The organism is Streptomyces sp. SP17BM10 (assembly GCF_036322405.1).
GTDB lineage: Bacteria > Actinomycetota > Actinomycetes > Streptomycetales > Streptomycetaceae > Kitasatospora.
Genome location: NZ_JAQYXB010000661.1, coordinates 208,347 through 233,524, shown reverse-complemented (window position 1 = coordinate 233,524; position 25,178 = coordinate 208,347). Strand labels below are relative to the sequence as shown.

At 72.8% G+C, this 25,178-nt stretch carries 23 protein-coding genes; 13 read left to right on the top strand and 10 right to left on the bottom strand.

The annotated features are described in order from the left end of the window. Position 1 precedes the first annotated feature (1 nt). Positions 2-577 carry a hypothetical protein gene (locus tag PUR71_RS31740; RefSeq protein ID WP_329930623.1) on the bottom strand — a complete coding sequence of 192 codons (576 nt, stop codon included), beginning with the start codon at positions 575-577 and terminating at the stop codon, positions 2-4. 185 nt (positions 578-762) lie between these two features. Then, the gene (locus PUR71_RS31735) at positions 763-1,560 is read right to left on the bottom strand and encodes an IclR family transcriptional regulator (protein WP_329930622.1); all 798 of its coding nucleotides are present in this window, start codon (positions 1,558-1,560) and stop codon (positions 763-765) included. A 202-nt stretch (positions 1,561-1,762) separates the two neighbouring features. On the opposite strand from PUR71_RS31735, the gene aceB reads away from it, so the two are divergent. Next, positions 1,763-3,412: a malate synthase A gene (gene aceB / locus PUR71_RS31730; RefSeq protein ID WP_329930621.1), complete on the top strand. Its 1,650-nt coding sequence runs from the start codon at positions 1,763-1,765 to the stop codon at positions 3,410-3,412. 197 nt (positions 3,413-3,609) lie between these two features. Then, complete coding sequence (locus tag PUR71_RS31725; RefSeq protein ID WP_329930620.1) at positions 3,610-4,011, top strand: allophanate hydrolase-related protein; 402 nt, start codon at positions 3,610-3,612, stop codon at positions 4,009-4,011. A 242-nt stretch (positions 4,012-4,253) separates the two neighbouring features. On the opposite strand, the gene PUR71_RS31720 is transcribed toward PUR71_RS31725, so the two are convergent. From PUR71_RS31720 to PUR71_RS31690, 7 genes are all read right to left on the bottom strand, one after another. Beyond that, entirely contained in the window at positions 4,254-5,639 is a 1,386-nt protein-coding gene (locus tag PUR71_RS31720; RefSeq protein ID WP_329930619.1) for an 8-oxoguanine deaminase, read from the bottom strand. A 68-nt stretch (positions 5,640-5,707) separates the two neighbouring features. Continuing rightward, a complete protein-coding gene (locus PUR71_RS31715) occupies positions 5,708-7,186 on the bottom strand; it encodes a nucleobase:cation symporter-2 family protein (RefSeq protein WP_329930618.1) in 1,479 nt (492 codons plus the stop codon). Positions 7,187-7,491: 305 nt separating this feature from the next. After that, positions 7,492-8,412 (bottom strand): factor-independent urate hydroxylase, encoded by a 921-nt coding sequence (gene pucL / locus PUR71_RS31710; protein WP_329930617.1) that lies wholly within the window; start codon positions 8,410-8,412, stop codon positions 7,492-7,494. Between the two features lie 33 nt (positions 8,413-8,445). Further along, on the bottom strand, positions 8,446-8,781 hold the full coding sequence (uraH, locus tag PUR71_RS31705; protein ID WP_329930616.1) for a hydroxyisourate hydrolase: 336 nt from the start codon (positions 8,779-8,781) through the stop codon (positions 8,446-8,448). 156 nt (positions 8,782-8,937) lie between these two features. Further along, positions 8,938-9,441, bottom strand: coding sequence for a 2-oxo-4-hydroxy-4-carboxy-5-ureidoimidazoline decarboxylase (gene uraD, locus PUR71_RS31700; protein WP_329930615.1), 504 nt, complete (start codon positions 9,439-9,441; stop codon positions 8,938-8,940). Between the two features lie 213 nt (positions 9,442-9,654). Next, positions 9,655-10,035: a helix-turn-helix domain-containing protein gene (locus PUR71_RS31695; protein ID WP_329930614.1), complete on the bottom strand. Its 381-nt coding sequence runs from the start codon at positions 10,033-10,035 to the stop codon at positions 9,655-9,657. Further along, the gene (locus tag PUR71_RS31690; protein ID WP_443077657.1) at positions 10,032-10,319 is read right to left on the bottom strand and encodes a thiamine-binding protein; all 288 of its coding nucleotides are present in this window, start codon (positions 10,317-10,319) and stop codon (positions 10,032-10,034) included. Before PUR71_RS31690 ends, PUR71_RS31695 begins: the two co-directional genes overlap by 4 nt. Before the next feature lie 213 nt (positions 10,320-10,532). On the opposite strand from PUR71_RS31690, the gene PUR71_RS31685 reads away from it, so the two are divergent. The 11 genes from PUR71_RS31685 (at position 10,533) to PUR71_RS31635 (ending at position 24,717) form a co-directional block, all read left to right on the top strand. Continuing rightward, positions 10,533-11,378, top strand: coding sequence for a TIM barrel protein (locus PUR71_RS31685; protein ID WP_329930612.1), 846 nt, complete (start codon positions 10,533-10,535; stop codon positions 11,376-11,378). 101 nt (positions 11,379-11,479) lie between these two features. Next, positions 11,480-12,367 carry a 2-hydroxy-3-oxopropionate reductase gene (locus tag PUR71_RS31680; RefSeq protein WP_329930611.1) on the top strand — a complete coding sequence of 296 codons (888 nt, stop codon included), beginning with the start codon at positions 11,480-11,482 and terminating at the stop codon, positions 12,365-12,367. Positions 12,368-12,778: 411 nt separating this feature from the next. Beyond that, positions 12,779-13,921: a glycerate kinase gene (locus tag PUR71_RS31675; protein ID WP_329930610.1), complete on the top strand. Its 1,143-nt coding sequence runs from the start codon at positions 12,779-12,781 to the stop codon at positions 13,919-13,921. Between the two features lie 195 nt (positions 13,922-14,116). After that, a complete protein-coding gene (allB, locus tag PUR71_RS31670) occupies positions 14,117-15,517 on the top strand; it encodes an allantoinase AllB (RefSeq protein ID WP_329930609.1) in 1,401 nt (466 codons plus the stop codon). A gap of 80 nt (positions 15,518-15,597) precedes the next feature. Continuing rightward, positions 15,598-16,866: an allantoicase gene (alc, locus tag PUR71_RS31665; protein WP_329930608.1), complete on the top strand. Its 1,269-nt coding sequence runs from the start codon at positions 15,598-15,600 to the stop codon at positions 16,864-16,866. 159 nt (positions 16,867-17,025) lie between these two features. Then, the gene (locus PUR71_RS31660; protein ID WP_329930606.1) at positions 17,026-18,486 is read left to right on the top strand and encodes a catalase; all 1,461 of its coding nucleotides are present in this window, start codon (positions 17,026-17,028) and stop codon (positions 18,484-18,486) included. Between the two features lie 284 nt (positions 18,487-18,770). After that, positions 18,771-19,550 (top strand): IclR family transcriptional regulator, encoded by a 780-nt coding sequence (locus PUR71_RS31655; RefSeq protein ID WP_329930605.1) that lies wholly within the window; start codon positions 18,771-18,773, stop codon positions 19,548-19,550. A 214-nt stretch (positions 19,551-19,764) separates the two neighbouring features. Next, complete coding sequence (locus PUR71_RS31650; RefSeq protein ID WP_329930604.1) at positions 19,765-20,703, top strand: metal-dependent hydrolase; 939 nt, start codon at positions 19,765-19,767, stop codon at positions 20,701-20,703. Positions 20,704-20,844: 141 nt separating this feature from the next. Next, positions 20,845-21,933 carry a PDR/VanB family oxidoreductase gene (locus tag PUR71_RS31645; RefSeq protein WP_329930603.1) on the top strand — a complete coding sequence of 363 codons (1,089 nt, stop codon included), beginning with the start codon at positions 20,845-20,847 and terminating at the stop codon, positions 21,931-21,933. Positions 21,934-21,994: 61 nt separating this feature from the next. Continuing rightward, positions 21,995-22,993 carry a M24 family metallopeptidase gene (locus tag PUR71_RS31640; protein WP_329930602.1) on the top strand — a complete coding sequence of 333 codons (999 nt, stop codon included), beginning with the start codon at positions 21,995-21,997 and terminating at the stop codon, positions 22,991-22,993. Beyond that, the gene (locus PUR71_RS31635) at positions 22,990-24,717 is read left to right on the top strand and encodes an SDR family oxidoreductase (protein ID WP_329930601.1); all 1,728 of its coding nucleotides are present in this window, start codon (positions 22,990-22,992) and stop codon (positions 24,715-24,717) included. Before PUR71_RS31640 ends, PUR71_RS31635 begins: the two co-directional genes overlap by 4 nt. 68 nt (positions 24,718-24,785) lie before the next feature. On the opposite strand, the gene PUR71_RS31630 is transcribed toward PUR71_RS31635, so the two are convergent. After that, entirely contained in the window at positions 24,786-25,079 is a 294-nt protein-coding gene (locus PUR71_RS31630) for a hypothetical protein (RefSeq protein ID WP_329930600.1), read from the bottom strand. Positions 25,080-25,178: the final 99 nt, after the last annotated feature.

The following is a 25,178-nucleotide window of genomic DNA, read 5'->3' as shown; positions in this document are numbered from 1 at the left end:
CTCAGCCGGCAGCCGTCTCGACGACCTCGATCGTGAACGGCTGCCGGTTGTCGCGCGGGTCCCGGTCGTTCGGGCTCAGCACCTCGACCCGCCCGCCGTGCAGCGGGCCCGGCTTCACGGTCGGGGAGATCCGCACCTTGACGAGCGCCGTCGCGGTGCGCCCCTGCGGCAGGCCGGCCCGGAAGGCGCAGCGCACCCGGCGGCCGCCCGGGAGCACCTGGCAGTCCTCGGGGAAGTACGGGCCCTGCGCCGTGACCCCCGGCGGCAGGTCGACGATGACGGTGAACGGCGAGGCGGTGGTGTCCGGGCCGCGGTTGGCGACGAAGCCGTGCACGGTGGTCGTGCCGCCCGGTGGGGCGGCGTCGGGGTCGAGCCGGATCACCTCGAGGTCGGAGTCGGACGGTACGGCGGCCCGGCTCGCCGGTGCGAGCTGCACCGCCGCTCGGGGGTCGGGCCCCGGCCCGGCCCAGGACGGGTCGGCGGTCGCCGTCGCCACCGCGCAGCCCGCTGCCACGGCCACCGTCAGCCACGTCCAGCCCCCCGCCCCGCCGCGTGCACCCGTGTGCGTGCGCCCCATCGCCGTCCACCGTTCCCCTCGTGCCCCGGCCGCCCGCGCCGTCGCGGGCCGCGTCCGCACCAGGGTGGCCGAGCGACGGACGGCCGGCTCCTCGCCCCGCCCTTCGTCCGCCCGAACGGAGGAACACGTGCACGGGAAGTCGGCCACGCCGACCTCCCGTGCACGGCACGCCACCTGACCGTCCCTCAGGGTGCGAGGACCTGCCCCAGCCGGGCCGCGATCTTGTGCATCACCGATACGAGCGACGCCGCGCCGTCCTGCTGCTCCAGCGCCCGGATGCGGGCCTCGGGGCCGGAGACCGACAGCGCCGTCGGCGTCGGCGCGCCCGGGACGGCGAGCGCGATGCAGCGCACTCCGATCTCCTGCTCCTGATCGTCGACGACGTACCCGCGCTCGCGCGCCCCTGCGAGCTGGCGCAGGAGTTCCTGCGGGTCGGTGACGGTGTACTCGGTGTGCGCGGGCAGCGTGTTGGGGCCGAGGACGGCGCGCGCCTCCTCCTCGGGCAGCTGGGCGAGGAGCGCCTTGCCGACGCCGGTGCAGTGCGGTTGCACCCGCCGGCCGACCTCGGTGAACATGCGCATCGAGCGGCGCGACTGCACCTGCCCCACGTAGACCACCTCGCCGCCCTCCAGGACCGCCAGGTTCGCGGTCTCGCCGGTGGCCTCCATCAGCTCGGCCAGGTAGGGGCGGGCCCAGCTGCCGAGCAGGCGTCCGGCCGTCTCGCCGAGCCGGATCAGCCGAGGGCCGAGGGTGTAGCGGCGGGCGGTGTCCTGGCGGACGTAACCCTGCTGCACGAGCGTGCGGACCAGGCGGTGGATGGTCGGCATCGGCAGGCCGGAGGTGGTGGAGAGCTCGCTGAGCGTGGCCACGCCGCCGGAGTCGGCCAGCGCCTCCAGGAGCTGGAAGGCGCGTTCGACGGACTGCACGCCGCCGCTCGCGCGGTCGGCGCCCGTCGTCGATGCTGTGTCGGGGGTCGCAACCACCGGCGTTCCCTTCGCTGTCGGGGAGGAGTAGAGTCCCGGCGATCACATCAACAAACCGTTGAAATTCTGTATCGCGGAAACTAGTCTCCACTTTACAGAATCGAATGCGCCGACAGGTGGGTTCGGATCAAGGAAGTTCCCCGAGGAGGCTCCCACCGGAGCTCCCTTCGCCAGGCTCAACCGTCTTAGGAGTGTCCTGCTCATGGCCACAGATCAGGGACCCGGCGTCTCCCCCGCCGCTCCGGTCGTCACTGTCGCCGGTCCGCGCGTCCACCGGGCGGAGGAGGTGCTCACTCCGGAGGCGGTCGCCTTCGTCGTCGGCCTCCACCGCGCGTTCGAGGGCCGACGGCAGGAACTCCTCGCCCGGCGCAAGACCCGGCGCGCCGAGATCGCGACGGCGGGCACCCTCGACTTCCTGCCCGAGACGGCCGGCGTCCGCGCCGGCGACTGGAAGGTCGCCGAGGCGCCGCGCGCCCTCCAGGACCGCCGCGTCGAGATCACCGGCCCCACGGACCGCAAGATGGTCATCAACGCCCTCAACTCCGGCGCACGGATCTGGCTCGCCGACTTCGAGGACGCCACCTCCCCGACCTGGGAGAACGTCGTCAGCGGCCAGATCAACCTGATCGACGCCTACGAGGGCCGGATCGACTTCACCAGCGAGGCCGGCAAGGCCTACACCCTCAAGCCCGCCGCCGAACTCGCCACCGTCGTGGTCCGCCCGCGCGGCTGGCACCTCGACGAGAACCACCTGCTCGTCGACGGCGTCCCGGTGGCCGGCGCGTTCTTCGACTTCGGCCTGTACTTCTTCCACAACGCGGCCAGGCTGCTCGCCAAGGGGCCGCAGGACCCCAACTCGGGCCCGTACTTCTACCTCCCGAAGACCGAGAGCCACCTCGAGGCCCGGCTCTGGAACGACGTGTTCACGCACGCCCAGGCCCAGCTCGGCATCCCGCACGGCACCGTCCGCGCCACCGTCCTGATCGAGACGATCACCGCCGCGTTCGAGATGGACGAGATCCTCTACGAGCTGCGTGACCACGCCGCCGGCCTCAACGCCGGGCGCTGGGACTACCTGTTCTCGATCGTCAAGAACTTCCGCGACGCCGGCGAGCACTACATCCTGCCGGACCGCAACAGCGTCACCATGGCCTCGCCGTTCATGGCCGCCTACACCCGCCTGCTGGTGCAGACCTGCCACAAGCGCGGCGCGCACGCGATCGGCGGCATGGCCGCGTTCATCCCCAGCCGCAAGGACCCCGAGGTCAACGCGGCCGCCCTGGAGAAGGTCAGGGCCGACAAGGACCGTGAGGCGGGCAGCGGCTTCGACGGCTCCTGGGTCGCCCACCCGGACCTCGTCCCGGTCGCCCGCGCCTCCTTCGACGCCGTGCTCGGCGAGCGGCCCCACCAGAAGGACAACCCCGGGCCCGCCGAGCCGGTCACCGCGGCCCAGCTGCTCGACATCGCCGGCGCCGGCGGCACCTGCACCCACGCGGGGCTGCACAACGCCGTCCAGGTCGGTGTCCGCTACATCGAGGCGTGGCTGCGGGGCCTCGGCGCCGTCGGCATCTTCAACATGATGGAGGACGCCGCCACCGCCGAGATCTCCCGCTCGCAGATCTGGCAGTGGATCCACAACGGCGTCGTGCTCTCCGACACCGGTGAGAAGGCCACCGCCGACCTGGTGCGCGCCCTGGTCGCCACGGAGCTGGCCGAGCTCCGCGCCGAGCTGGGCGAGGCCGGGTACGCCGGTGGCCGCTGGCGCGAGGCCGCTCAGCTCTTCGAACAGGTCGCCCTGGCCGAGGAGTTCGCGGACTTCCTGACCCTCCCCGCGCTTCCCCTGCTCGACTGACCCCACGCTATCCGCCGGCGCCACGGTCGCACGTCTGCCGAGGTGGCGCATACCGGCGGGCCACTACTCCGTTCCGTACGGCGACGAATCCACCTGTCCTCTCGTCGCCGTACGGAACGGCTTTTTTCGTCACGCTCTTTGTCGGGCTCTTTGTCGGGCCCTTTGTCACGCTCTTTGTCCTCGTGAGGAGTTCACCCATGGCACGCATCTTCTTCAACGGGCAGGCGATGGTCGGCGGACCGTTCCACGCCAAGGTCGCCGACGCCCTGATCGGCCCGGCCCGGACCGCCCCCGGCTACCGCTTCTTCTCCATCGACCACAGCGGCGGGACGGACGTCTGCCCGGGGCTGCTGGCCGACCCGGGCGTGGACACCGCGATCGACGGCGAGCTTTACGACATCAGCCTGGAGCGCCTGCGGGACGTGATCCTGCCCGGCGAGCCGCTCGAACTCGAGCTCGGCGTGATCGAGCTGGAGGACGGCTCCGCGTGCCTGTCGATGCTGCTCGCCCGCGGGGAGCTGGAGCGTGGCGTGCACCGCGAGATCACCCACCACGGAGGCTGGCGGGCCTACCTGGCGACGCTGGGGCGCACCGCCTGACGCGGCGGCCCCCGAACGGATAACAGGTGACAGATAACAGATGACGAAAGTTGTCATCTGTTATCTGTCACCTGTTTGTCGTTCCCGGCCCCCCACCCCCGGACGCACCGCAGCCCCGGACCCTCGCCGTGGGTCCGGGGCTGCGTTCCGTGCGCCGGGTGTGGCGCGCGGAGTCCGGGTCACGCACCGTCCCTGGGCGGCCCGGAGTACGGGGAACCGAGGAGGAGCGGGCTACCGGTCCGTCAGACCGGGCGGGCCGCCAGCTCCTTCGCGGCGCGGGCGCAGTCGCGGGCGATGCGGTCCTCGTTGACGGTCGTCAGCCGGCCCTTCTCGACGACGGCGTTGCCGTTGACGAAGAGGACGGACAGCGGCGGCAGCGCGCCGAACGTCAGGGCGGCGACCGGGTCGGCGATGGACGAGTGCATGATCCCGTCGATCTTCCACAGCGCCAGGTCGGCGAGCTTGCCCACCTCGATGGAGCCGATCTCGTTCTGCCGGCCGAGCACCCGCGCCCCGCCCATGGTGCCCAGGCGCAGCGCCTGGCGCCCGGTGAGGGCCGTCGGGTAGCCGTGCAGGCGGTTGATGAGCAGGGCGTTGCGCAGCTCGGTGCCCAGCTCGCCGGACTCGTTGGAGGCGGTGCCGTCGACGCCGAGGCCGACCGGTACGCCGGCCTTGATCATGTCGGGCACGCGCGCGATGCCGGCGGCCAGGCGGGCGTTGGAGGACGGGCAGTGGGCGACGCCGGTGCCGGTCTCGGCGAACTTGGCGATGTCGGAGTCGTTCATGTGGACGCAGTGCGCCATCCACACGTCCTCGCCGAGCCAGCCGACGGACTCGAAGTAGTCGGTGGGACCCATGCCGAACAGTTCCTTGCAGAACTGCTCCTCCTCGGCGGTCTCCGAGCCGTGGGTGTGCAGCCGCACGCCCTTGCGGCGGGCGAGTTCGGCGGACTGCCGGAGCAGGTCGGTGGAGACGGAGAACGGGGAGCAGGGCGCGATGGCGACGTGCAGCATCGAGCCGAAGGAGGAGTCGTGGTACGTGTCGACGGCGGCCTCGGAGGCGGCGAGGATGTCGTCGAGCTCCTCGACGGCGTGGTCCGGGGGCAGGCCGCCGTCCTTCTTGCTGCGGTCCATGGAGCCGCGCAGCGCGGTGAAGCGCAGGCCGAGTTCCCGGACGGCCTCGATGGACGCGCCGAGGACGTCACCGCCGTCCTTCGGGAAGACGTAGTGGTGGTCGGAGGCGGTGGTGCAGCCGGACTTGAGGAGCGCGGCGGCGGAGCCCTGGCTGGCGGCGTGGACGAGCTTCTCGTCGATGCGGGCCCAGGTGGGGTAGAGGGCGACGAGCCAGTCGAAGAGGATGTTGTCCTGGGCGAGGCCGCGGGTGATCCACTGGTAGAAGTGGTGGTGGGTGTTGACCAGGCCGGGGGTGACGAGGTGGCCCTCGGCGTTGATCCGGCGCACGACGTTGTCCAGCCAGGCGGGGGCGGGGCCGCTGCCGACCGATTCGATCGTGTTGCCGAGGATGACCACGTGGCCGCGGGCGTACTCGGTGTCGTTGGCGTCGACCGTCGCGATGGCGGCGTTCTCGATGACGATCCGCTGGTCGGCGGGTGGGGGCTGGACTGCCATGGTGTTGCTCCTATGGGGGAGGGCGGGGGAGGGGGCGCGCCGAGCGGGGGCGCGCTCCCTCCCGCCGGTCAGGACGGTGTCACCGTCGGCACCGTCGTGCCGGGCGGTTCGCCGGCCGCGGTGCGGCGGGCGGACCCGACGTGGTGGAAGAGGAGGTTGAGCAGGACGGCCGTCACGGTGCCGGCCGAGATCCCGGAGTGCATCAGGGTGCGGACGGCCTCCGGGAAGGAGTCGTAGAACGCGGGTACGGCGATGGGCACGATGCCGACGCCGAGCGAGACCGACACCAGGATGGTGTTCGAACCGGATTCCATGCCGGCCTCCGCGAGGGTGCGGATGCCGCTGGCCGCGACCGTGCCGAAGAGCACGATCCCGGCGCCGCCGAGGACGGGCTGCGGCACGAGGGAGACGAGTGACCCGAGCACGGGGAAGAGCCCGAGCAGGACCAGGATGCCTCCGCCGGTCGCGACGACGTAGCGGCTGCGGATCTTCGTCAGTGCCACGAGCCCGATGTTCTGGGCGAAGGCGCTGGCGGCGAAGCCGTTGAAGACCGGGCTGAGCGCGGTGGCCAGGCCGTCGGCGCGCAGGCCGGCGGCGAGGGTGGGTTCGTCGGCCTCGCGGTCGACTATTCGGCCGAGCGCGAGCATGTCGGCGGTGGACTCGGTCATCGAGACCACCATGACGATGCACAGCGAGACGATGGCGGCGGCGTCGAACTCGGGGGCGCCGAAGTGGAACGGGGAGGGGAGCGCGAAGACCTTCGCGTCCTTGACCGGGCCGAAGTCGGCGAGGCCCAGCGGGAAGGCGATCAGGGTGCCGAACGCCAGGCCGACGAGCAGGGAGAGCTGTTGCCAGAAGCCGCGCAGCAGCCGGTTGCAGAGCACCACCGCGACGAGGGTGATCGCGGCGAGGCCGATGGCCCGCATGGAGCCGAATCCGGGGGCGCCCGGCGAGCCGCCGCGCGCCCAGTTCACCGCCACCGGCAGCAGGGACACCCCGATGAGGGTGATCACGGTGCCCTGGATGACCGGGGGGAAGAACCGGATGAGCTTGCAGAAGTACGGCGCCGCGAGGAAGCACAGGGTCCCCGCGACGATCACCGCGCCGAAGATCACCGGGAGGGCGTGCTTCGGTCCTCCCGTACTGTCGATGGAGCCCTTGGCGATGGCGATCATGGGCGCGACGCCAGCGAACGACACGCCGTTCACGAACGGCAGCCGCGCGCCGATCTTCCAGACGCCGAGGGTCTGGAGCAGGGTGGCCAGTCCGGCGGTGAACAGGCTGGCCGAGATGAGCAGGGCGAGTTCGGCGGGGGAGAGCCCCACGCCGGCGCCGACGATGAGCGGGGGTGCGACGACTCCCGCGTACATCGCGGCGACGTGCTGGAGTCCGGTGGAGACGAGCTTCACCGGGGACAGCAACTCGTCCACGGGGTGGGTCCCGGGCCCGGACGGTTCGCCGGGGAGGCGTGCTGACGCGCCGCCCGGGCCGGGTGTTCTCGCTGGGGTGGAACCGCCGTCGGTGGTGCTGGTGTTGCTGGGTGCCATGTCGAGCCCCTCTTGTGCCCGTGGCTCCCGGCGCGCCCGTGGCGCTGGAGACTGCCGGATACTTCCCTGGCCGAGGGCGGGACGGCGGTGCAAGGGTCCCTCGGCCGGCCTCTCCAGTGCCCCGGGCCGGCCGCCGCGAGGCAGACACGAACTCCGGTGGGTGGGGGTGGAGAAACACGTGGAACAGGTAGTGACAAGGGTGGCGCAAGGGGTGGTGCTGGGGGTGGTGCGGACCGCCCGGACTCGGCCGGCCGTTGAGGGCCGGAGGGTGCGGCGACGCCGGGCGGTGTCCATGGTGGGGGAGGTCAGACGACCGGGATGACCGGGACGACGCCCTCGCGGTGCACGGTGCCCTCGATGAGGCCGTACATGCGGTCCGCGGCGTAGTAGACCTCGTTGTCGTTCTTGAGGCCGAAGGGCTCCAGGTCGACGAGGAAGTGGTGCTTGTTGGGCAGTTCCAGGCGGACCTCGTCCACCTCGGAACGGTTGTTGAGGACCCGGGTGCCCATCGAGTGCAGGGTCTGCTGCAGCGAGTAGGAGTAGGTCTCGGCGAAGGCCTCCAGCAGGTGCCGCTTCACGTGGGTGTAGGAGCGGTTCCAGTTGGGCTGGGCCTCGCCGTCGCGGCCGCTGTAGCCGTACTTCCAGCGGGCCGTCACCTGGGTGGCGAGGATCCGGTCGTAGGCTTCCTGCAGGGTGGTGTACTTGTCCTTGATGTAGCCCCAGAACTCCGAGTTGGTGGAGTTCATGACGATGAGGTCCTTGAGGCCGGAGATGACCTGGACGCTCGCGCCGTCGTAGACGACCTCGGTGGTGCGGGTCTCCTGGCCGGTGCGGACGAAGGAGTGGCCGACCTCCTCGGAGCCGATGAAGCGGGCCGAGTTGTCCGGGGTCTTGATCCGGTCCCAGGCGTACTCCTCGATCCGGATGCGGGCGCTGTGGACGACGCCGCGCTCGGTGTCGTCGACGAAGTGCCGCGCGAGGATGATGCCGAAGGCCTCGGCCGACTCGATCCCGTACTCCTTGGCGAAGGCGTAGACGGTGTTCTTGGTGGTGTCGGTGGGCAGGCAGTTGGCGTTGGAGCCGGTGAGGTGGACGTCCTCGAACTCGCCCTGGAGGGAGACCGAGACGTTCAGGTCCTTGATCTCGTGCCGGGTGGAGTCGCGGTAGACGCGTACGATGCGGTTCTCCGCCTTGCCGTACTGGTTCTGACCGAGCACGTGGGCCATGACTTTGGCTCCTTGAGCTTCCAGGTCGGTCTACTAGCTTCCGCGGTAGACCGAGTATCCGAACGGGTTCAGCAGCAGCGGCACGTGGTAGTGGTGCTGCGCGGGCGCGACCGTGAAGACGATCGAGACCTCGGGGAAGAACGGCTGCTCGGCGGACCGCTGCGCGTGGTACGCGGCGGTGTCGAAGAGCAGCCGGACGACCGAGCCCGCCTCCACGGCCGGCAGGTCCTTGGCCCGGCCGTCGGAGTCCGTGGCGGAGGTGCCGAGCACCTTCCAGCCACCCTCGGTGTGCAGTGCGAGCTCGACGGGAACGCCCTCGGCCGGGCGGCCGAGGCTGGTGTCGAGCACGTGGGTGGAGATGCCAGTCATGGGTGAAGTGACCTTACTGATGGCAGATGTGAGGATGCTTCGCCGAGCGCGGCGCGGCCTCGCGATGATGATCTGACGAATCGTCAGGACAGAGGATTCGCTGAGTCGGTCGCGGGTCGTGCCGGGAAACGGAACTGACGATACGTCAGAACCGGCTCAGGACTCGTCGAGCAGCCGGTTGATGCGGATGTCGTTGATCTTGCGCAGCTCGCCCCGGACGATCTCCGCCTCGGTGGCGGGGTCGTTGGGGTGGCGCTCGCGCAGGGCGGCGAGCATGGTGGCCGCGGTACGGCCGGTCGCGCAGATCAGGAACACGTGGCCGAACTTCGCCTCGTAGGCGGCGTTGGCCTCGTGCAGTTCGTCGAGGAGCGCTTGGTCCACGCCCTGGATGCCGGCCTGCTCGCGTTCGGAGGTGGCGTCGCCCGCCTTGGGCTTGCCGATCCGGGCGTGGCCGGCCATCGCGTCGTGCAGGTCCGCGACCGTCAGTGACTGCATCGCCGCCGCGTTGGCGGCGAGCAGGGCGCTGCGGTCCGACCAGGGCTTGGCCTGCGCGACGGCGGCGGCCCAGCTGGGGCTGGAGCAGATCTCCAGCAGGATCGCCTCAAGCTCGGCGGCGTCGGCCGCCGCGAGGGCGTCGAGGGCGTGGGGGTGGTTGGTCACGGGTGGACCTCCTGAAGAGTGGTGCCACCCGCACAAGCTAGATCGGCCCCACCCGGCCGTCAACACTTTGTTTAACGGTTGGTGGTTACGTTTTGGGTGGGCCCGTGTTGCCGGGCCGTTTCGTGTGCGATTCGCCAAGTGTGCCCCGCCGGGGGGTGATCCACACTGGACCGCACCGGCGGGGCCGCCCGTCTTTCCGGGGCCCGGGAGGCCTCAGGAGGACTTCGAGCCGTCCTGGCGGTTGAGGTAGTTGTACACGGTGAAGCGGCTGACGCCGAGCGCCGTGGCGACGGTCTCGACGCCGTGGCGGACGGTGAAGGCGCCGCGCTCCTCCAGGAGGGCGACGACCCGCTGCTTCTCCCAGCGGTCGAGCTCGGCCAGCGGTCGGCCGTCGAACTGGCGGGTCATCTCGGCCAGCAGCCGGTCCAGCGCGCTGCTCAGGTGTGGCAGTCGGACGGCGAGCGCCGGGGCGCCCTCCCACTCCAGGACGACGTCCTCGGCCCTCGCCTCCTCCAGCGGGACGGGCGTGGCGCCGATCGCGTCCAGCAGCGGCTTGACGGCCGCGACGAGCGGGTGTTCCGCGTGCTCGGTCACGGCGTGCCGCCCTCCTCCCGGGTCGCGTCGGCCGCCGCGCCGCCGTTGCCACCGCCGTCGCCCAGCACGCTGACCTGGACCGAGATCCGGGTCGCCCCGGCGTCCAGGGTCTCGCGCAGCAGTCTGGTCACCGCGGTGAGGACCTGGTCGGCCTCGCCCTCGGCGCCGGTCCCGAAGGGGCCGACCGAGACGGCGAGGCCGGCCTCGTCGACGACCTTGCGGGCCGCCGCGGCGTGCTCGGGGAACGTGTCCAGTTCGAACGGTTCTGTCGTGAACTCCACCATCAATCGCACCCGCTCACTGTAGCGAGCGGGGGTGGGGCGGGGCAGGGCCTGGGTGATCGGACAGTGGCCGGCCCTTCCGGGAGGGGTTTCCGGGCCACTTCAACAAATTGTTGCGCCACCCTTGACAGTCGATCGGCGGGGCGGAGATGCTTCCACCACGCAGAATCCCTCTTCCGGATCGTGGAAGTTGAGGATGTCGGAAGAGAGTGAGAGGTGAGTGACGTGACGGCAGCTTCCCGGCACAGCTTCACGGTCAACCTGTCGATCCTGTTCGGTGAACTCCCGCTGCTGGAGCGCCCGGCCGCGGCCGCCGCCGCCGGCTTCACGGCCGCCGAGCTCTGGTGGCCCTTCGGCGAGGAGCACGACCCCTCGCCGGCCGAGCTGGACGCGCTCCGCAAGGCCTTCACCGACGCGGGCGTACGGCTCACCGGCCTCAACTTCCTGGACGACCTCTCCAAGGGCGCCCGCGGTACGGTCTCTGTGCCGGCCGACAAGGAGCGGTTCCGGGCCAACGTCCCGGTCGCCGCCGAGTTCGCCGCCTCCCTCGGTGCCACCGCGCTCAACGCGCTGTACGGCAACCGGGTGGAGGGCGTCGACCCGGCCGAGCAGGACGCGCTCGCGCTGGAGAACCTGGTGCTGGCCGCGAAGGCCGCGCACGAGGTCGGCGCGATCCTGCTGATCGAGGCCCTCAACGTGGTCGAGTCCCCCGACTACCCGCTGGTGTCGGCCCCCGCCGCGGTCGCGATCGTCGACGAGGTCAACGCGGCCACCGGGCTCGGCAACGCCAAGTTCCTGTGCGACCTCTACCACCTGGCCAAGAACGGCGAGGACCTGGCGGCCGTCATCGACGCCTACGCCGACCGCATCGGCCACGTGCAGATAGCCGACGACCCTGGCCGCAACGAGCCCGGCACCGGCGGCCTGGACTTCGAGGACCTCTTCGGCCGCCTCACCGCCGCCGGCTACACCGGCTCGATCGGCCTGGAGTACCGCCCCTCCACCGGCGTCAGCGCCGACAGCTTCGGGTGGCTGCCGCGCGAGCTGCGCGCCGCGAAGTAACGCCGCGCCGCCGAGCGGCACCGGCCGCCGGCGCGACCGGGCCCGCCCCGGCGGGCGGCCACCACCCAGCCCTCCCCACCTACGTACAAAGGAACGACGCGATGAGCCGCAAGATCGCCTTCGTCGGCCTCGGCATCATGGGCAAGCCCATGGCCATCAACCTGGTCAAGGCCGGGCACGACGTCACCGGTTTCGACCTCTCCCAGGCCTCGATCGACGCCGTCATCGCGGCCGGCGGCCGGGGTGCCGCCAGCATCGCCGAGGCCGTCAAGGACGCCGAGGTCGTCATCACGATGGTCCCGGCGGACCCGCACGTCGAGGCGGTCATCCTCGGCGAGGGCGGCGTGCTGGAGAACGTGAAGGCCGGCACCCTCGTGATCGACATGTCCTCGATCACCCCGCAGACCTCCATCAAGGTCGGCAAGGCCGCCGTCGAGAAGGGCGTGCGCGCCCTGGACGCCCCGGTGTCCGGCGGCGAGGCCGGTGCCGTCGAGGCCGTCCTGTCGATCATGGTCGGCGGCGAGGCCGCGGACTTCGCCGAGGCCAAGCCGCTGTTCGACGCCCTCGGCACCACGGTGATCCACGTCGGCCCGTCCGGCGCCGGGCAGACCGTCAAGGCCGCCAACCAGCTGATCGTGGCCGTCAACATCCAGGTCCTGGCCGAGGCCGTGGTCTTCCTGGAGAACGCGGGCGTCGACCTCGCCGCCGCGCTGGACGTGCTCGGCGGCGGCCTGGCCGGCTCGACCGTGCTCAACCGCAAGAAGGCGAACATGCTCAACCGCGAGTTCGCCCCGGGCTTCCGGATCGACCTGCACCACAAGGACATGGGCATCGTCACCGACGCCGCCCGCGCCGTCGGCGCCGCGCTGCCGGTCGGCGCCGTGGTGGCCCAGCTCGTCGCCTCCGCCCGCGCCAACGGCGACGGCTCGCTCGACCACTCGGCGCTGCTGCGCGGCGTCGAGCGCCTCTCGGGCCGCGAGGTCAAGTAACACCCCACCGGGCCCGGCCGGGCCCGGACAGACTCCTCCTGGTGGCGTGTACCTATCCGGTCGTGCCCGCGCCACCAGGAGGCCAGGCCCGACCGGCAGCCGGGCCGGGGCTCATCCGCCCGCCTGCCGGTCGACCCAGCCGGTGACGCGTCCTCCCTGTCGGGGGCACTTCGGTCGTGCCAGTGACGCGTCGCCCGGCCCCCTCCCTGCCGAGGGGAGCCCCTCGTACGTCGGAAGCGGGACGAGGGGAACGGCGGGAGGGGGCCGCCCTCCGGGGCCGTCCCGGCGCCCTTGAGACCCGGCGCCTCCCGGCACAGCCCGGCATCGTCCGGGAAGGGGATGGCACCCCCGGGCCCTCCGGCCCCAAGCTTGAAGAACCAGCCGCACCCGTACGGAAGTGAGGACCGCGCCATGCCCGCCACCCCCCACCTGGGCCATGTGGTCGTAGCTCCCGACAAGTTCAAGGGCACCCTGGAGGGCGCCGAGGTCGCCGCCAGGATCGCCGCCGGCATCCGCCGCGCCGCGCCCGGCACCGAGGTGCGCGAACTGCCCGTCGCCGACGGCGGCGAGGGCACCCTGGCCGCCGCGCTCGCGGCCGGCTTCGCCCGCGTCCCGGCCAAAGTGGCCGGCCCCACCGGCCTGCCGGTGGCCGCCGCGCTCGCCGTGCGGGACGACACCGCCGTGGTCGAGCTGGCCCAGGCCTCCGGCCTCGCCCGGCTTCCGGGCGGACGCACCGCCCCGCTCGCGGCCGGCTCCTTCGGCGTCGGCCAGCTGATCGGCCGGGCGGTCGCGCTCGGTGCCAAGAGGATCGTGCTCGGCCTCGGCGGCAGCGCCTGCACCGACGGCGGCGCGGGCATGGTCCAGGCGCTGGGCGTCAGCCTGCGCGACGCGGACGGCAACGAGCTCGCGCCCGGCGGCGCGGCGCTGCGCAGGCTCGCGACGATCGACCTCGGCCCGCTGGCCGACGCCCTGGCCGGTGTCGAGGTCGTCGTGGCCTGCGACGTCGACAACCCGCTGCTCGGCCCGCGCGGCGCCACCGCCGTCTACGGCCCGCAGAAGGGCGCGGACGGCGACGACCTGGTGATCCTGGAGGAGGGCCTGACCCGCTTCGCGGACAAGGTCGCCGAGGCGACCGGGCGGGACGTGCGGGAGGCCCCCGGCGCCGGGGCCGCGGGCGGGGTGGGCTTCGCCGCCCTCGCCCTGCTCGGCGCCACCATGCGACCCGGTATCGAGCTGCTGCTCGAACTGCTGGGTTTCGACGAGGCCGTGCGTGGGGCACGCCTCGTCGTCACCGGTGAGGGCTGCCTGGACGCGCAGACGCTCCACGGCAAGGCCCCCGCCGGCGTCGCCGCGGCGGCCACCCGGGCGGGGGTTCGGGTGGCCGCTGTGGCGGGGCGGCTGGAGCTGTCGGAGAGCGAGTGGCGCTCGGCCGGCTTCACCGCCGCGATCGCCCTCACCGACCTGGCCGAACAGCCCGGCGACAGCATGACCAGGGCCGCCGAACTGGCCGAGACCGCGGGGGAGCGGCTGGCCGGGGCGCTGCTGGGCGGCTGAGCCGTGCACCCGCGCACGCGTGGCGGCCACGGCGCGCGAACACTCGTACGTTCCTCCATTGACGTTTTGTTGAAGGCGGGCCTAGGCTCCCGGCAATCCTTCGGTTCCCGCCTTCCCGGACCGCCCCGGACGACCGCCCGCCCAGTCCGCTCCGGCGTTCCCGCCCCCCCCAGTTCCCAGGTTTCGGAGGCCCCCATGCCTGTCAGCCAGCCCACGGTGATCCGCTCCCGGCGGGTGGTCCTGCCCGACGGCGAGCGCCCCGCGGACGTGCTGATCCGGGACGGGAAGATCGCGCAGATCGCCGGACACGGCTCGCTCCTCGCCGGTGACCGCCGGCTCGTCGACCTCGGCGACACCGCGCTCCTGCCCGGCCTGGTCGACACCCACGTGCACGTCAACGAGCCCGGCCGCACCGAGTGGGAGGGCTTCGCCACCGCCACCCGGGCCGCCGCGGCCGGCGGCGTCACCACGATCATCGACATGCCGCTCAACTCCGTCCCGCCCACCACCACGGTGGACGGCCTGGAGGTCAAGCGGAAGGCCGCCGAGGGCCAGGCCTGGGTCGACCTCGGCTTCTGGGGCGGGGCGATCCCCGGCAACGCCGCCGACCTCGAACCCCTGCACCGCGAGGGCGTGTTCGGCTTCAAGAGCTTCCTCGCCCCCTCCGGCGTCGACGAGTTCCCGCACGTCGAGGCGGCCGACCTGGAGACCGCTTTGGCCGAGCAGGCCCGGATCGGCGCCCTCGCGATCATCCACGCCGAGGACCCCGCCGTCCTCGCCGCCGCCCCGCAGCAACCCGGCGTCCACTACCGGGACTTCCTCGCCTCGCGCCCCGCCGACGCGGAGACCGCCGCCGTCGCCCACCTGCTCGACACCGCCCGGCGCACCGGCGCCCGCGTCCACATCCTGCACGTCTCCACCGCCGCCGTCCTGCCGCTGCTGCGCCGGGCCCGCGAGGACGGGGTGCGGGTGACCGCGGAGACCTGCCCGCACTACCTGACCCTCGCGGCCGAGCAGGTGCCGGACGGCGACACGGCGTTCAAGTGCTGCCCGCCGATCCGCGACGAGTCCAACCGGGACGCGCTCTGGGCGGCCCTGGCGGCGGGCGAGTTCATCGCCGTCGTCTCCGACCACTCGCCGTCCACCCCCGACCTCAAACTGCTGCCCGCGCACGGCGGCAGCGGCGACTTCGCCGCGGCCTGGGGCGGCATCGCCTCCCTCCAGCTCGGTCTGCCGGCCATCTGGACCGAGGCCCGTCGCCGCGGCCACACCCTCGGCGACGTCGTGCGCTGGATGGCCTGCGGACCGGCCGAGCTGGCCGGGCTGAGTGCCACCAAGGGCGCCATCGAGGTGGGCCGCGACGCGGACCTGGTCGCCTTCGACCCGGACGGCGAATTCGCGGTCCACGCCAGCGGGTTGCACCACCGCAACCCCGTGACCCCGTACGCCGGGCGGACCCTGGCCGGTGTCGTGCGCACCACCTGGCTGCGCGGCCGGGTCGTGGACACCGCCGCCGAGCCCTTCGGCCGGCAGCTGGCCCGCCCGGACGCCGCCGCGGCCGCCGGCGAGGCCGGGTCCGGGTCCGGCGCGAACTGACCCGCGCCGCCCGCCCCGCCCGCACTCCCGAGTCGCACCGACTCGCACCGACTCGCACCGACTCGAACAGAGGAGACGACGTGACCACCGCCGACATCCCGAGCGCTCCCTTCACAGAGCTGGTCAACCTGGCCTCGCGGCTGCTGGGTGCCGGCGTCGTCGCCACCAACGAGGACACCTTCGCCGACGCCGAGAACCTGCTGGTCGCCAAGCCCGCCGAGTTCCGCCCGCACACCTTCGGCCACAAGGGCCAGATCATGGACGGCTGGGAGTCCAAGCGCCGCCGCGGCGTCTCGGCCGACCAGCCGCACCCCACCGACCAGGACCACGACTGGACGATCGTGCGGCTGGGCACCGGCGGCGTGATCCGCGGCGTGATCGTCGACACCGCCCACTTCACCGGCAACTACCCGGAGAGCGCCTCCGTCGAGGCCGCGTCCGTACCGGGCCACCCCTCGCCCGAGGAGGTCGCCGCCGCCCAGTGGACGACGCTGGTGCCGCGCACGGCGCTCAAGGGCGACACCGCCCACGAGTTCGCCGTCGAGGACGACACCCGTTACACCCACGTGCGGCTGAGCATATTCCCGGACGGCGGCGTCGCCCGTCTGCGCGTGCACGGCGAGGTGCTGCCCGACCCGCGCGAGCTCGACGGCCTGACCTTCGACCTCGCCGCCCAGGAGTACGGCGGCGTGGCCGAGGCGGCGTCCGACCGCTACTTCTCCTCCCCGCACAACCTGAACGCTCCCGGTCGCGCCTCCGTCATGGGCGAGGGCTGGGAGACCCGGCGTCGGCGCGACAAGGCCAACGACTGGGTGCAGATCGCCCTGGCCGGGGGCGGTGAGGTCCTGGCCGCCGAGGTGGACACCACCCACTTCGTCGCCAATGCCCCCGGCTGGGCCGACCTCGTCGGCTTCGACGCCTCCACGGGCGGGAACCCCTCCGAGGGCGCCGACGGCGAGTGGTTCGAGATCCTGCCCCGCACCCGCCTGCAGCCCGACACCCGCCACCGCTTCCGGCTCGACGTCGGCCGCCCGGTGACCCACGTGCGCATCAACGTCTACCCGGACGGCGGCCTCGCCCGCCTGCGGCTCACCGGCCGGCTCACCGAGGCGGGCCGTGCGGCCCTCGCGCTGCGCTGGTTCAACGCCGTCCCGGCCGCCGAGGCCGCCGCCGCGCTGACCGAGGCAGGCCTGAGCGCCGACGAGGCCGCCGCGCTGACCGCCGCCCGCCCGCTGGCCGGCCCGGCCGCGGCCACCGCCGCCGTCGCCGTGCTCCAGCCGGCCGACGGCCCCGACGGCGAGCACTCCTCCCGGCGCCGTTCGGCGCTCTGGCGCCTGCTCGGCGTCTGAGTCCCGCTGGCCCCGCACCTCCCGTCGGCGCCCGCACCTCCCGCCGGCGCCCGCACCTCCCCACGGCGTCCGAGTCCAGCTCCGCGTCCGGGGCCCCTCGCCCTCCCTCTCCACGCCCTCTCCACGCACCGCCTGTATCGACACCTGAAGGACCCCTCCATGTCCAAGATCCTGACCACGGAGTCCGGCGCCCCGGTCGCCGACAACCAGAACTCGGCCTCGGCCGGCGAGTACGGCCCGCTGCTGATCCAGGACCAGCAGCTGCTGGAGAAGCTCGCCCGCTTCAACCGCGAGCGCATCCCGGAGCGCGTCGTGCACGCCCGCGGCTCCGGCGCCTACGGCTACTTCGAGGTCACCGACGAGGTCTCGCAGTACACCCGGGCGGACTTCCTCTCCGAGGTCGGCAAGCGCACCGAGGTCTTCCTGCGCTTCTCCACCGTGGCCGGTGCCCTCGGCTCCAGCGACGCGGTGCGCGATCCGCGCGGCTTCGCGCTGAAGTTCTACACGGCCGAGGGCAACTACGACCTCGTCGGCAACAACACCCCGGTCTTCTTCATCAAGGACCCGGTGAAGTTCCCCGACTTCATCCACTCGCAGAAGCGCGACCCCTACACGGGCGTGCAGGAGGCGGACAACGTCTGGGACTTCTGGGCCCACTCGCCGGCCTCGACCCACCAGATCACCTGGCTGTTCGGCGACCGCGGCATCCCGGCCTCCTACCGCCACATGAACGGCTACGGCTCCCACACCTACCAGTGGGTCAACGCCGACGGCGACGCGTACTGGGTGAAGTACCACTTCAAGACCAACCAGGGCATCCGCTCCCTGGACGGCGACCAGTCCGCCGAGGTGCTCGGCGCCGACGCCGACTCCCACCAGCGCGACCTCCACCAGGCCATCGAGCGCGGCGTGTTCCCGTCCTGGACCCTCTACGTCCAGCTGATGCCGGTCGCCGAGGCCGCGGACTACCGCTTCAACCCCTTCGACCTCACCAAGGTCTGGCCGCACGCCGACTACCCGCTGGTCAAGGTCGGCCGCCTGGTGCTCAACAAGAACCCGGAGAACGTCTTCGCCGAGGTCGAGCAGTCCGCGTTCTCGCCGAACAACTTCGTGCCCGGCATCGGCCCGTCCCCGGACAAGATGCTCCAGGGCCGCCTGTTCGCCTACGCCGACGCCCAGCGCTACCGACTCGGCGTCAACCACACGCTGCTGCCGGTGAACGCGCCGCGCGCCACCGAGGTCAACAACTACGGCCGCGACGGCTTCATGGCCGCCAACAGCGCCGGCCGCGCCAAGAACTACGAGCCCAACTCGTACGACGGCCCGGCCCAGACCGACAACGCGCTCGCCGCGTCGGTCAAGCTGGACGGTCACACCGGTACCTACACCACGCCGGCCCACACCAAGGACGACGACTTCTTCCAGGCCGGCGAGCTCTACCGCCTCATGTCGGCCGGCGAGAAGACCCGCCTGATCAACAACATCGCGGGCTTCCTGGCCCAGGTGACGCGCGACGACATCGTCGAGAAGAACCTGGCCCACTTCCACGCCGCGGACGAGGAGTACGGTGCCCGCCTGGAGGCGGCCGTAGCCAAGCTCCGTGCGGGCGACGAGGGCTGACGAAGGCTCCTCCTCCCTCCGCTCCTCCTCCCTCCGCTCCTCCTCCACCCTCACCGGCCGCCGGGGCCCGCACCCCGGCGGCCGCACGACGGGCCTTCCCCCTGGGCAGTGGGGGAGGGCCCGTCGCGGTGTTTCCCGCCCCTGCGCGCCTCCGTGCGCCGCTGGGCGTTCCGTGAATACGGAGCTGCACGGAATATTCACGGAGAGCAGTTGCCGGAGCCCTCGGGTCGATAGGCTGGAGGACGCCCGCGGTCGCTCCGTGGGGGACATCGGAAGGGGACGACATGTCGACACCAGCCCCGGGTCGTCACGCCGCGCTGGACCAGGGACTGCCCGGTCCGTTCACCTCCCTGCAGCACGCCCTCAGACTGCTGGAAGCCGTCGACCGGCACCCCGACGGCGCGACCCTGGTCGCCCTCGCCCGGGAGACCTCGCTCGGGCTGCCCACCGTGCGCCGGCTCGCGGAGATCCTGGAGATCGAGGGCTACCTCCAGTGCCAGGACGGCGGCTGGGTGCTCGGCGGCACCTTCGCGCTGCTCGGCCAGCACAACCGGGAGCAGCTCGTCCGGGCCCGGCTCAACCGCAAGCTCGCCGAGATCCGCGACGAGCTGGGCGCCGCCGTGTACTTCGGCCGCTACCACGACGGGGAACTGACGGTCGAGGCCGTCTCCTCCTCCGAGTACGCCCCGCCGGTGCACGAGTGGGTGGACTTCCGGGCCACCGCGCACGCGAGCGCGATCGGCAAGTGCCTGCTCAGCCAGCTCGACTCGGACGGCCGGCGCGACCACCTCTCCCGCCACCCGGTCGCCCGGCTCACCTCCCGTACCGTCACCGACGCCGACCAGCTGATGCACCGTCTGGAGCGGCAGCCGGCCACCGTCCCGGTGCTGGACATCCAGGAGTACGCACTCGGCACGGTGTGCGCGGCCGTGCCGGTGACGGCGGGCAACACGGTCGGCTGCCTGGCGATGTCGATGCCGGTGGACAACGTGCACCGGCTGCGGGCGGCGGCCGAACTGCTCGCGGCCCGGGCGGCGCCGGTGATGCTGGCGATGGCGGTCTGAGCGCGGCCGCCCGTCAAACGGGGCCCCACCGGAGAGCCGGTGGGGCCCCGAGCGTTTCCCGGGGCGTCCGGCGGTGCACATCACTTATTAGACTCGATGTCGATAAGAGTCGCCGAAACCCTTGTCCGAGTCGCTACCCGCGAGTACGTTTCCCTGAGCCGAGCAGAGCCGAGCCGCCGCCCAGAGCCGTCGCCCCAGGTCAGGAGGGCCCGCCATGCCCCGATCCACCCCCGTCCCCGCCCTCGCCGCCCCCGCGGCCCGCGTGCACGAAAGCCTCGTCCTCGAACCCCGGGACGTCCGCTTCGACTGGGCGGCCCTCCCGCTCCACTGGATCCCCGACGAGCCGATGGCCACCCACGTCATCAACGTGCTGCACCTGCTGCTGCCGGAGGGGGAGCGCTGGTTCGTCAAGGTCTTCAAGGAGGCGCTGCCGCTGATCCGGGACGAGCAACTCCGCGAGGAGGTGCTCGGGTTCATCGGGCAGGAAGCCATCCACGCGGAGGCCCACCAGGAGGTCCTCGACCACCTCCTGGGGCAGGGGCTCGACCCGCGGCCGTACGTGCGGCAGATCGCCTGGCTGTTCCAGCGCGTGCTCGGCGACAAGCCCGGCCTCTCGCCCGCCCGGCGGCGCGAGAACATCATCGAGCGGGTCGCGTTCATCGCGGCCATCGAGCACTTCACCGCCTTCCTCGGCAACTGGGTGCTCAACTCGCCCGGCCTGGACCGCGCCAAGGCCGATCCGACGATGCTCGACCTGCTGCGCTGGCACGGCGCCGAGGAGGTCGAGCACCGCAGCGTCGCCTACGACCTGATGGTCCACCTCGACCCGGGCTACCTGCGCCGGATCCGCGGGATGGCCGTCTCCGGCCCGCTGCTGGTGCACCTGTGGGTGCGCGGAGCCCGGTTCATGCTCGCCGCCGACCCGACGCTGGACGGGCGGATCAAGCCCACCTGGCGCGAGGCCGGCCGGATCGCCAAGCGTGGCCTGCTGCCCGACCCGGTCAAGTCGATCCGCTCGGGCCTGCGCTACCTCAAGCCCGGTTACCACCCGACCCAGGAGGGCTCCTCCAGTCAGGCCCTCGGCTACCTCGCGACCTCTCCGGCCGCCCGCGCCGCGGCGGCGGGTGGGGAACGGGCGACGGTGGGCGGCTGACAGATGACAGATGACAGGTTTCAGATAACAGCTTTCAGATAACAGATAACGTTTTCTGTCATCTGAAAGCTGTCGGCTGTCGCTCGTCTCCCGCCGCCCCACCCGCCACCCCACCCGCACCGACGCCAAGGACCCCGCCGCATGGACCTGCTGAACCCGCCCCCCGACCTCTACGGCCGCCCCCGCGCCGACGGCTTCATGCGGCGGCTCACCGCCTTCGGCGACCGCTACTCCCCGGCCCTCGGTGGCCCGCTGCTGCGCCGCAACCCCCGCCGCCCGTTCAGCAGGCCCACCCCGCCGCTGCAGCTTGTCGTCGCCGACCGGCGCGAACTCGCCACCGACGTAGTGGAGGTGACGCTCGCCGACCCCTCCGGTGGCCCGCTGCCCGGCTGGCAGCCCGGCGCCCACCTGCGGCTCACCCTGCCCTCCGGCCGCGAACGCCACTACTCCCTCAGCGGTGACCCCGCCGACCCCACCACCTACCGGATCGCCGTCCGCCGGCTGCCCGGAGGCGGCGGCGGGTCCGTGGAGATCCACGACACCCTCCACCGCGGCGCCCGCCTCAGCGCCCGCCGCCCCCGCAACGGCTTCGCCTTCTGCGCCGAGCCCACCGTCCTGCTCCTCGCCGGCGGCATCGGCATCACCCCCCTCCTCCCCATGGCCCGCGAGGCGCAGCGCCACGGCCTCGACTGGCGCCTGGTCCACGTCGGCCGCAGCGCCGACACCCTCCCGTACGCGGACGAGCTGCACGCCCTCGACCCGCGCCGGGTCGTGCTGCGCACCGACGAGGAGCACGGCGGCGTGCCGACGGGCGCGGAGCTGCTGGCGCACGCCCCGCGCGGCGCCGCCGTCTACTGCTGCGGGCCGGCCCCGATGCTGGCCGCCGTCCAGCGGGCGCTGGACGCGTCCCCGGCCGGGGCCCTGCACTTCGAGCGCTTCGGGGCCGGCCCGATCACCGGTGGCGAGCCGTTCACGGTGCGGCTCGGCGCGGACGGTCCGGCGCTCGCCGTGCCGGCCGACCGGTCCGCCCTGGATGTGCTGCGTGAGGCCCGGCCGGACCTCCCGTACTCCTGCCACCAGGGCTTCTGCGGCACCTGTGAGGTCCGCGTGCTGGCCGGTGAGCCCGAGCACCGGGACCGCCGCCTCACCCCCGAGCGGCGCGCCGCCGGCGCCCTGCTGCCTTGCGTCTCCCGGGCCGCCGAGGGCGAGACCCTCGTCCTGGACCTGTAGCCGGACCCCTGACATCCAGGCGTTCCCCACGAGCGCGCTCGACCTGCAGAAGGAGCCCCCGATGCCCCCGACCGCGAAACCGGCCCCGACGGCGGACCCGACCGCGAAACCGGCCCCGACGGCGGGCCCGACGGTGAAACCGACCCCGTCCTTCCCGTACGACGAGCGTGACCTCGCCCGGTTCCGCGAGACTCAGCAACTCGCCTACGACTGCGCCGAGGAGGTCGCCGCCTGGATCGAGCCCGGCGTCACCGAGCGGCAGGCCACCGCCGAGCTGCGCCGGCGCCTGGTGGCGGCCGGGGTGCAGGACTTCTTCCACGTCCCGTTCGCGTGGTTCGGCGACCGGACGGCGTTCCGCCACTTCCACACCCCGCTGCAGTTCTTCGCCGGCAACCGCCGCCTGGAGGAGGGCATGCCGTACGTCCTCGACTGCGCGCCGATCGTCGACGGCTACACGGCGGACATCGGCTACGGCGGCAAGGTCGGGGAGAATCCGGTGTGGGACCGCCTCGCGGCCGACCTGCGGGTCTACCGGGAGCTGATCCTGGCCGAGGTGCGCGCCCGCCGCCCGCTGAACGAGGTGTACGCGGCCGTGGACGCGCAGCTCGCCGAGCACGGCTACGACAACCGCCACCGGGTCTACCCGGGCCGGGTGATCGGCCACCAGGTGACCAGGACGACCGTGCGCGGCCCGGCCGGGGTCACCCTCTTCGGCTTCGGCGTGCGCACCCTGCAGACCCTCGGCCGCGAGCTGGTCTCCGAGCGCCTGCACGGCCGTTCGCCGCTGTGGGCGGACGGACGCTCGTCGCGGCACGCGCCCACCCCGGGGCTGTGGGCGGTGGAGCCGCACATCGCGTTCCGGGGCGTGGGTATCAAGTTCGAGGAGCTGCTGGTCGTCACCGAGGACGACGCCTACTGGCTCGACGACGACCTGCCGCACGTCCGCCGCTGGGCGTCGGCGCCCACGTCCGAGCCGGCGTCCAAGCCCGGGCCCGCGCCCGAGTCCAAGCCCGAGTCCAAGCCCGGGCCCGCGCCCGCCGACCTGGAGGCCGCCCGATGAGCCAGCGCCCGAAGACCCGCAGGACCGTCCACTCCGGCGGCCTCCCGCTCGCCGTCTACGAGCAGGGAGACCCGGACGCCCCCACCGTCCTCCTCGTGCACGGCTACCCCGACACCCACGCCGTCTGGGACGACGTCGCCGAGGACCTCGCCCGCGACCACCACGTGGTGCGCTACGACGTCCGCGGCGCCGGCCGCTCCGGCGTCCCCGCCACCCGCGACGGCTACCGCCTGGAGCAGCTCGCCGACGACCTGTTCGCCGTCGCCGACGCCGTCAGCGCCGGCCGCCCGGTGCACGTCGTCGCCCACGACTGGGGCTCGGTCCAGTCGTGGGAGGCCGTCACCTCGCCCGGCGCCGAGACCCGGATCGCGTCCTACACCACGATCTCCGGGCCCTGCCTGGACCACATGGGGTACTGGCTGCGCCACCGGCTGCGCCGCCCCACCCCGCGCCACCTCGGGCAGCTGCTCCACCAGGGCCTGCACTCCTGGTACATCACCGCGTTCCACCTGCCGTTCCTCGCCCCGGGCGTGTGGCGCCTCGGCCTCGCCCGCGCGTGGCCGCGGGTGCTGCGCGACCTGGAGCACGTCACCCCGCGGCCGGACCACCCGCAGCCGGGCCTGCGCCGGGACGCGGTGCGCGGCATCGAGCTGTACCGGGCCAACTTCCGCCCCGCCCTGGGAAATCCGCGCGAGCGGCCGACGAAGGTGCCGGTCCAGCTGGTGACCCTCACCAAGGACCGCTACGTCGGCACCTACCTCTCCGAGGGCCTGGAGCGCTGGGCCCCCGACCTCACCCGACGGACGCTGCGGGCCGGCCACTGGTCGGCGCTGCTGGAGAAGGGAGCGCACGTGGCCGGGATGGTCCGCGAGTTCACGGCGAAGACGCAGGCGGGCGAGGGGCGGCCCGCGAAGGGCGACGGCCCGCTGGTCGTCGTCACCGGCGGCGGCAGCGGCATCGGGCGGGCCACCGCGCTCGCCTTCGCCGAGGACGGCGCCCGGGTGGTGGTGTGCGACCTCGACCTCGCAGCCGCCGAGCGCACCGCCGAACTGGCCGCCCTCATCGGCCCGCAGGCCCACGCCTACCGGGTGGACGTCGCCGACGGCGCCGCGGTGGACGCGTTCGCGAAGGCCGTCGCCGCCGAGCACGGCGTGCCCGACGTCGTGGTCAACAACGCGGGCATCGGACACTCCGGGACGTTCCTGCAGACCACCGAGCAGGAGTGGCGGCGCGTCCTGGACGTCAACCTGTGGGGCGTCATCCACGGCTGCCGCGCCTTCGCGGCCCTGATGGCCGAGCGCGGCGAGGGCGGCCACATCGTCAACGTCTCCTCGGCCGCCGCCTACCTGCCGTCCAAGGCGCTCACCGCCTACGCGACCAGCAAGGCCGCGGTGTTCATGCTCTCCGACTGCCTGCGCGCCGACCTGGCCTCCCACGACATCGGGGTCTCCACGATCTGCCCCGGCATCGTGAACACCAACATCACCCGCACGTCGACCTTCTCCGCGACCACCGCCGACGAGCAGGCCGCCAAGCAGGCCCGCGCCGCCAGGCTCTACGCCCGCCGCGGCTTCCCGCCGGAGAAGGTGGCCGCCGCGATCCTCCAGGCCGTCCGCACGAAGAAGCCCGTCGTCCCCGTCACCCCCGAGGCCAAGTTCGCCCGCCTCCTCAGCCGTCTCAGCCCCGCCCTCCTGCGCCTGGCCGCCCGCCTGAACGTGACGTGAGCGGCCGCCACGGGCCGGTGACATCGACCGTGCTCGCGCTGTCCGACTGACGCGCCCGGAGCGGTTGGTCACCCGCCGAGGCGGGACAGGCCCTCGCGCAGTGCGTCGCCGTCCATGCACGGGTAGGCGTCGACCTCGGCGTTGAACTCGACCCAGAACGGCTCGCAGACGGACGGCAGCGCGGCCTCGTCGGGGAGGTCGACCACGATCGTCATGGCCCGGCGGCCGCCGCTGGCGTAGAAGTAGGCCGCCTCGGGCTTGAGCGCGGCCATGATCCGTTCGAACTTCTGCCCCATCGTGCCGTCGGCGATGGGCCCGTTGGACGCTTCGGTGCCGAGTCTGATCTGCAGCAGGGTGCGCATGGTCGCCACCCCTTCCCGCTCGGTGGTTGTTCCCAACACCAGCTTCCCGCCGCCCCGGTGGCCACGCAACGTCACCCGGGCGGCCACCGGCGGGCCGCC

Excerpts from the sequence above, each read along its gene's own strand:
- PUR71_RS31740 (WP_329930623.1), bottom strand. The coding sequence starts at position 577 with ATGGGGCGCACGCACACGGGTGCACGCGGCGGGGCGGGGGGCTGGACG.
- aceB (WP_329930621.1), top strand. The coding sequence starts at position 1,763 with ATGGCCACAGATCAGGGACCCGGCGTCTCCCCCGCCGCTCCGGTCGTC.
- PUR71_RS31725 (WP_329930620.1), top strand. The coding sequence starts at position 3,610 with ATGGCACGCATCTTCTTCAACGGGCAGGCGATGGTCGGCGGACCGTTC.
- PUR71_RS31720 (WP_329930619.1), bottom strand. The coding sequence starts at position 5,639 with ATGGCAGTCCAGCCCCCACCCGCCGACCAGCGGATCGTCATCGAGAAC.
- PUR71_RS31715 (WP_329930618.1), bottom strand. The coding sequence starts at position 7,186 with ATGGCACCCAGCAACACCAGCACCACCGACGGCGGTTCCACCCCAGCG.
- pucL (WP_329930617.1), bottom strand. The coding sequence starts at position 8,412 with ATGGCCCACGTGCTCGGTCAGAACCAGTACGGCAAGGCGGAGAACCGC.
- uraH (WP_329930616.1), bottom strand. The coding sequence starts at position 8,781 with ATGACTGGCATCTCCACCCACGTGCTCGACACCAGCCTCGGCCGCCCG.
- PUR71_RS31690 (WP_443077657.1), bottom strand. The coding sequence starts at position 10,319 with ATGGTGGAGTTCACGACAGAACCGTTCGAACTGGACACGTTCCCCGAG.
- PUR71_RS31680 (WP_329930611.1), top strand. The coding sequence starts at position 11,480 with ATGAGCCGCAAGATCGCCTTCGTCGGCCTCGGCATCATGGGCAAGCCC.
- PUR71_RS31675 (WP_329930610.1), top strand. The coding sequence starts at position 12,779 with ATGCCCGCCACCCCCCACCTGGGCCATGTGGTCGTAGCTCCCGACAAG.
- allB (WP_329930609.1), top strand. The coding sequence starts at position 14,117 with ATGCCTGTCAGCCAGCCCACGGTGATCCGCTCCCGGCGGGTGGTCCTG.
- PUR71_RS31660 (WP_329930606.1), top strand. The coding sequence starts at position 17,026 with ATGTCCAAGATCCTGACCACGGAGTCCGGCGCCCCGGTCGCCGACAAC.
- PUR71_RS31655 (WP_329930605.1), top strand. The coding sequence starts at position 18,771 with ATGTCGACACCAGCCCCGGGTCGTCACGCCGCGCTGGACCAGGGACTG.
- PUR71_RS31650 (WP_329930604.1), top strand. The coding sequence starts at position 19,765 with ATGCCCCGATCCACCCCCGTCCCCGCCCTCGCCGCCCCCGCGGCCCGC.
- PUR71_RS31645 (WP_329930603.1), top strand. The coding sequence starts at position 20,845 with ATGGACCTGCTGAACCCGCCCCCCGACCTCTACGGCCGCCCCCGCGCC.
- PUR71_RS31640 (WP_329930602.1), top strand. The coding sequence starts at position 21,995 with ATGCCCCCGACCGCGAAACCGGCCCCGACGGCGGACCCGACCGCGAAA.
- PUR71_RS31635 (WP_329930601.1), top strand. The coding sequence starts at position 22,990 with ATGAGCCAGCGCCCGAAGACCCGCAGGACCGTCCACTCCGGCGGCCTC.
- PUR71_RS31630 (WP_329930600.1), bottom strand. The coding sequence starts at position 25,079 with ATGCGCACCCTGCTGCAGATCAGACTCGGCACCGAAGCGTCCAACGGG.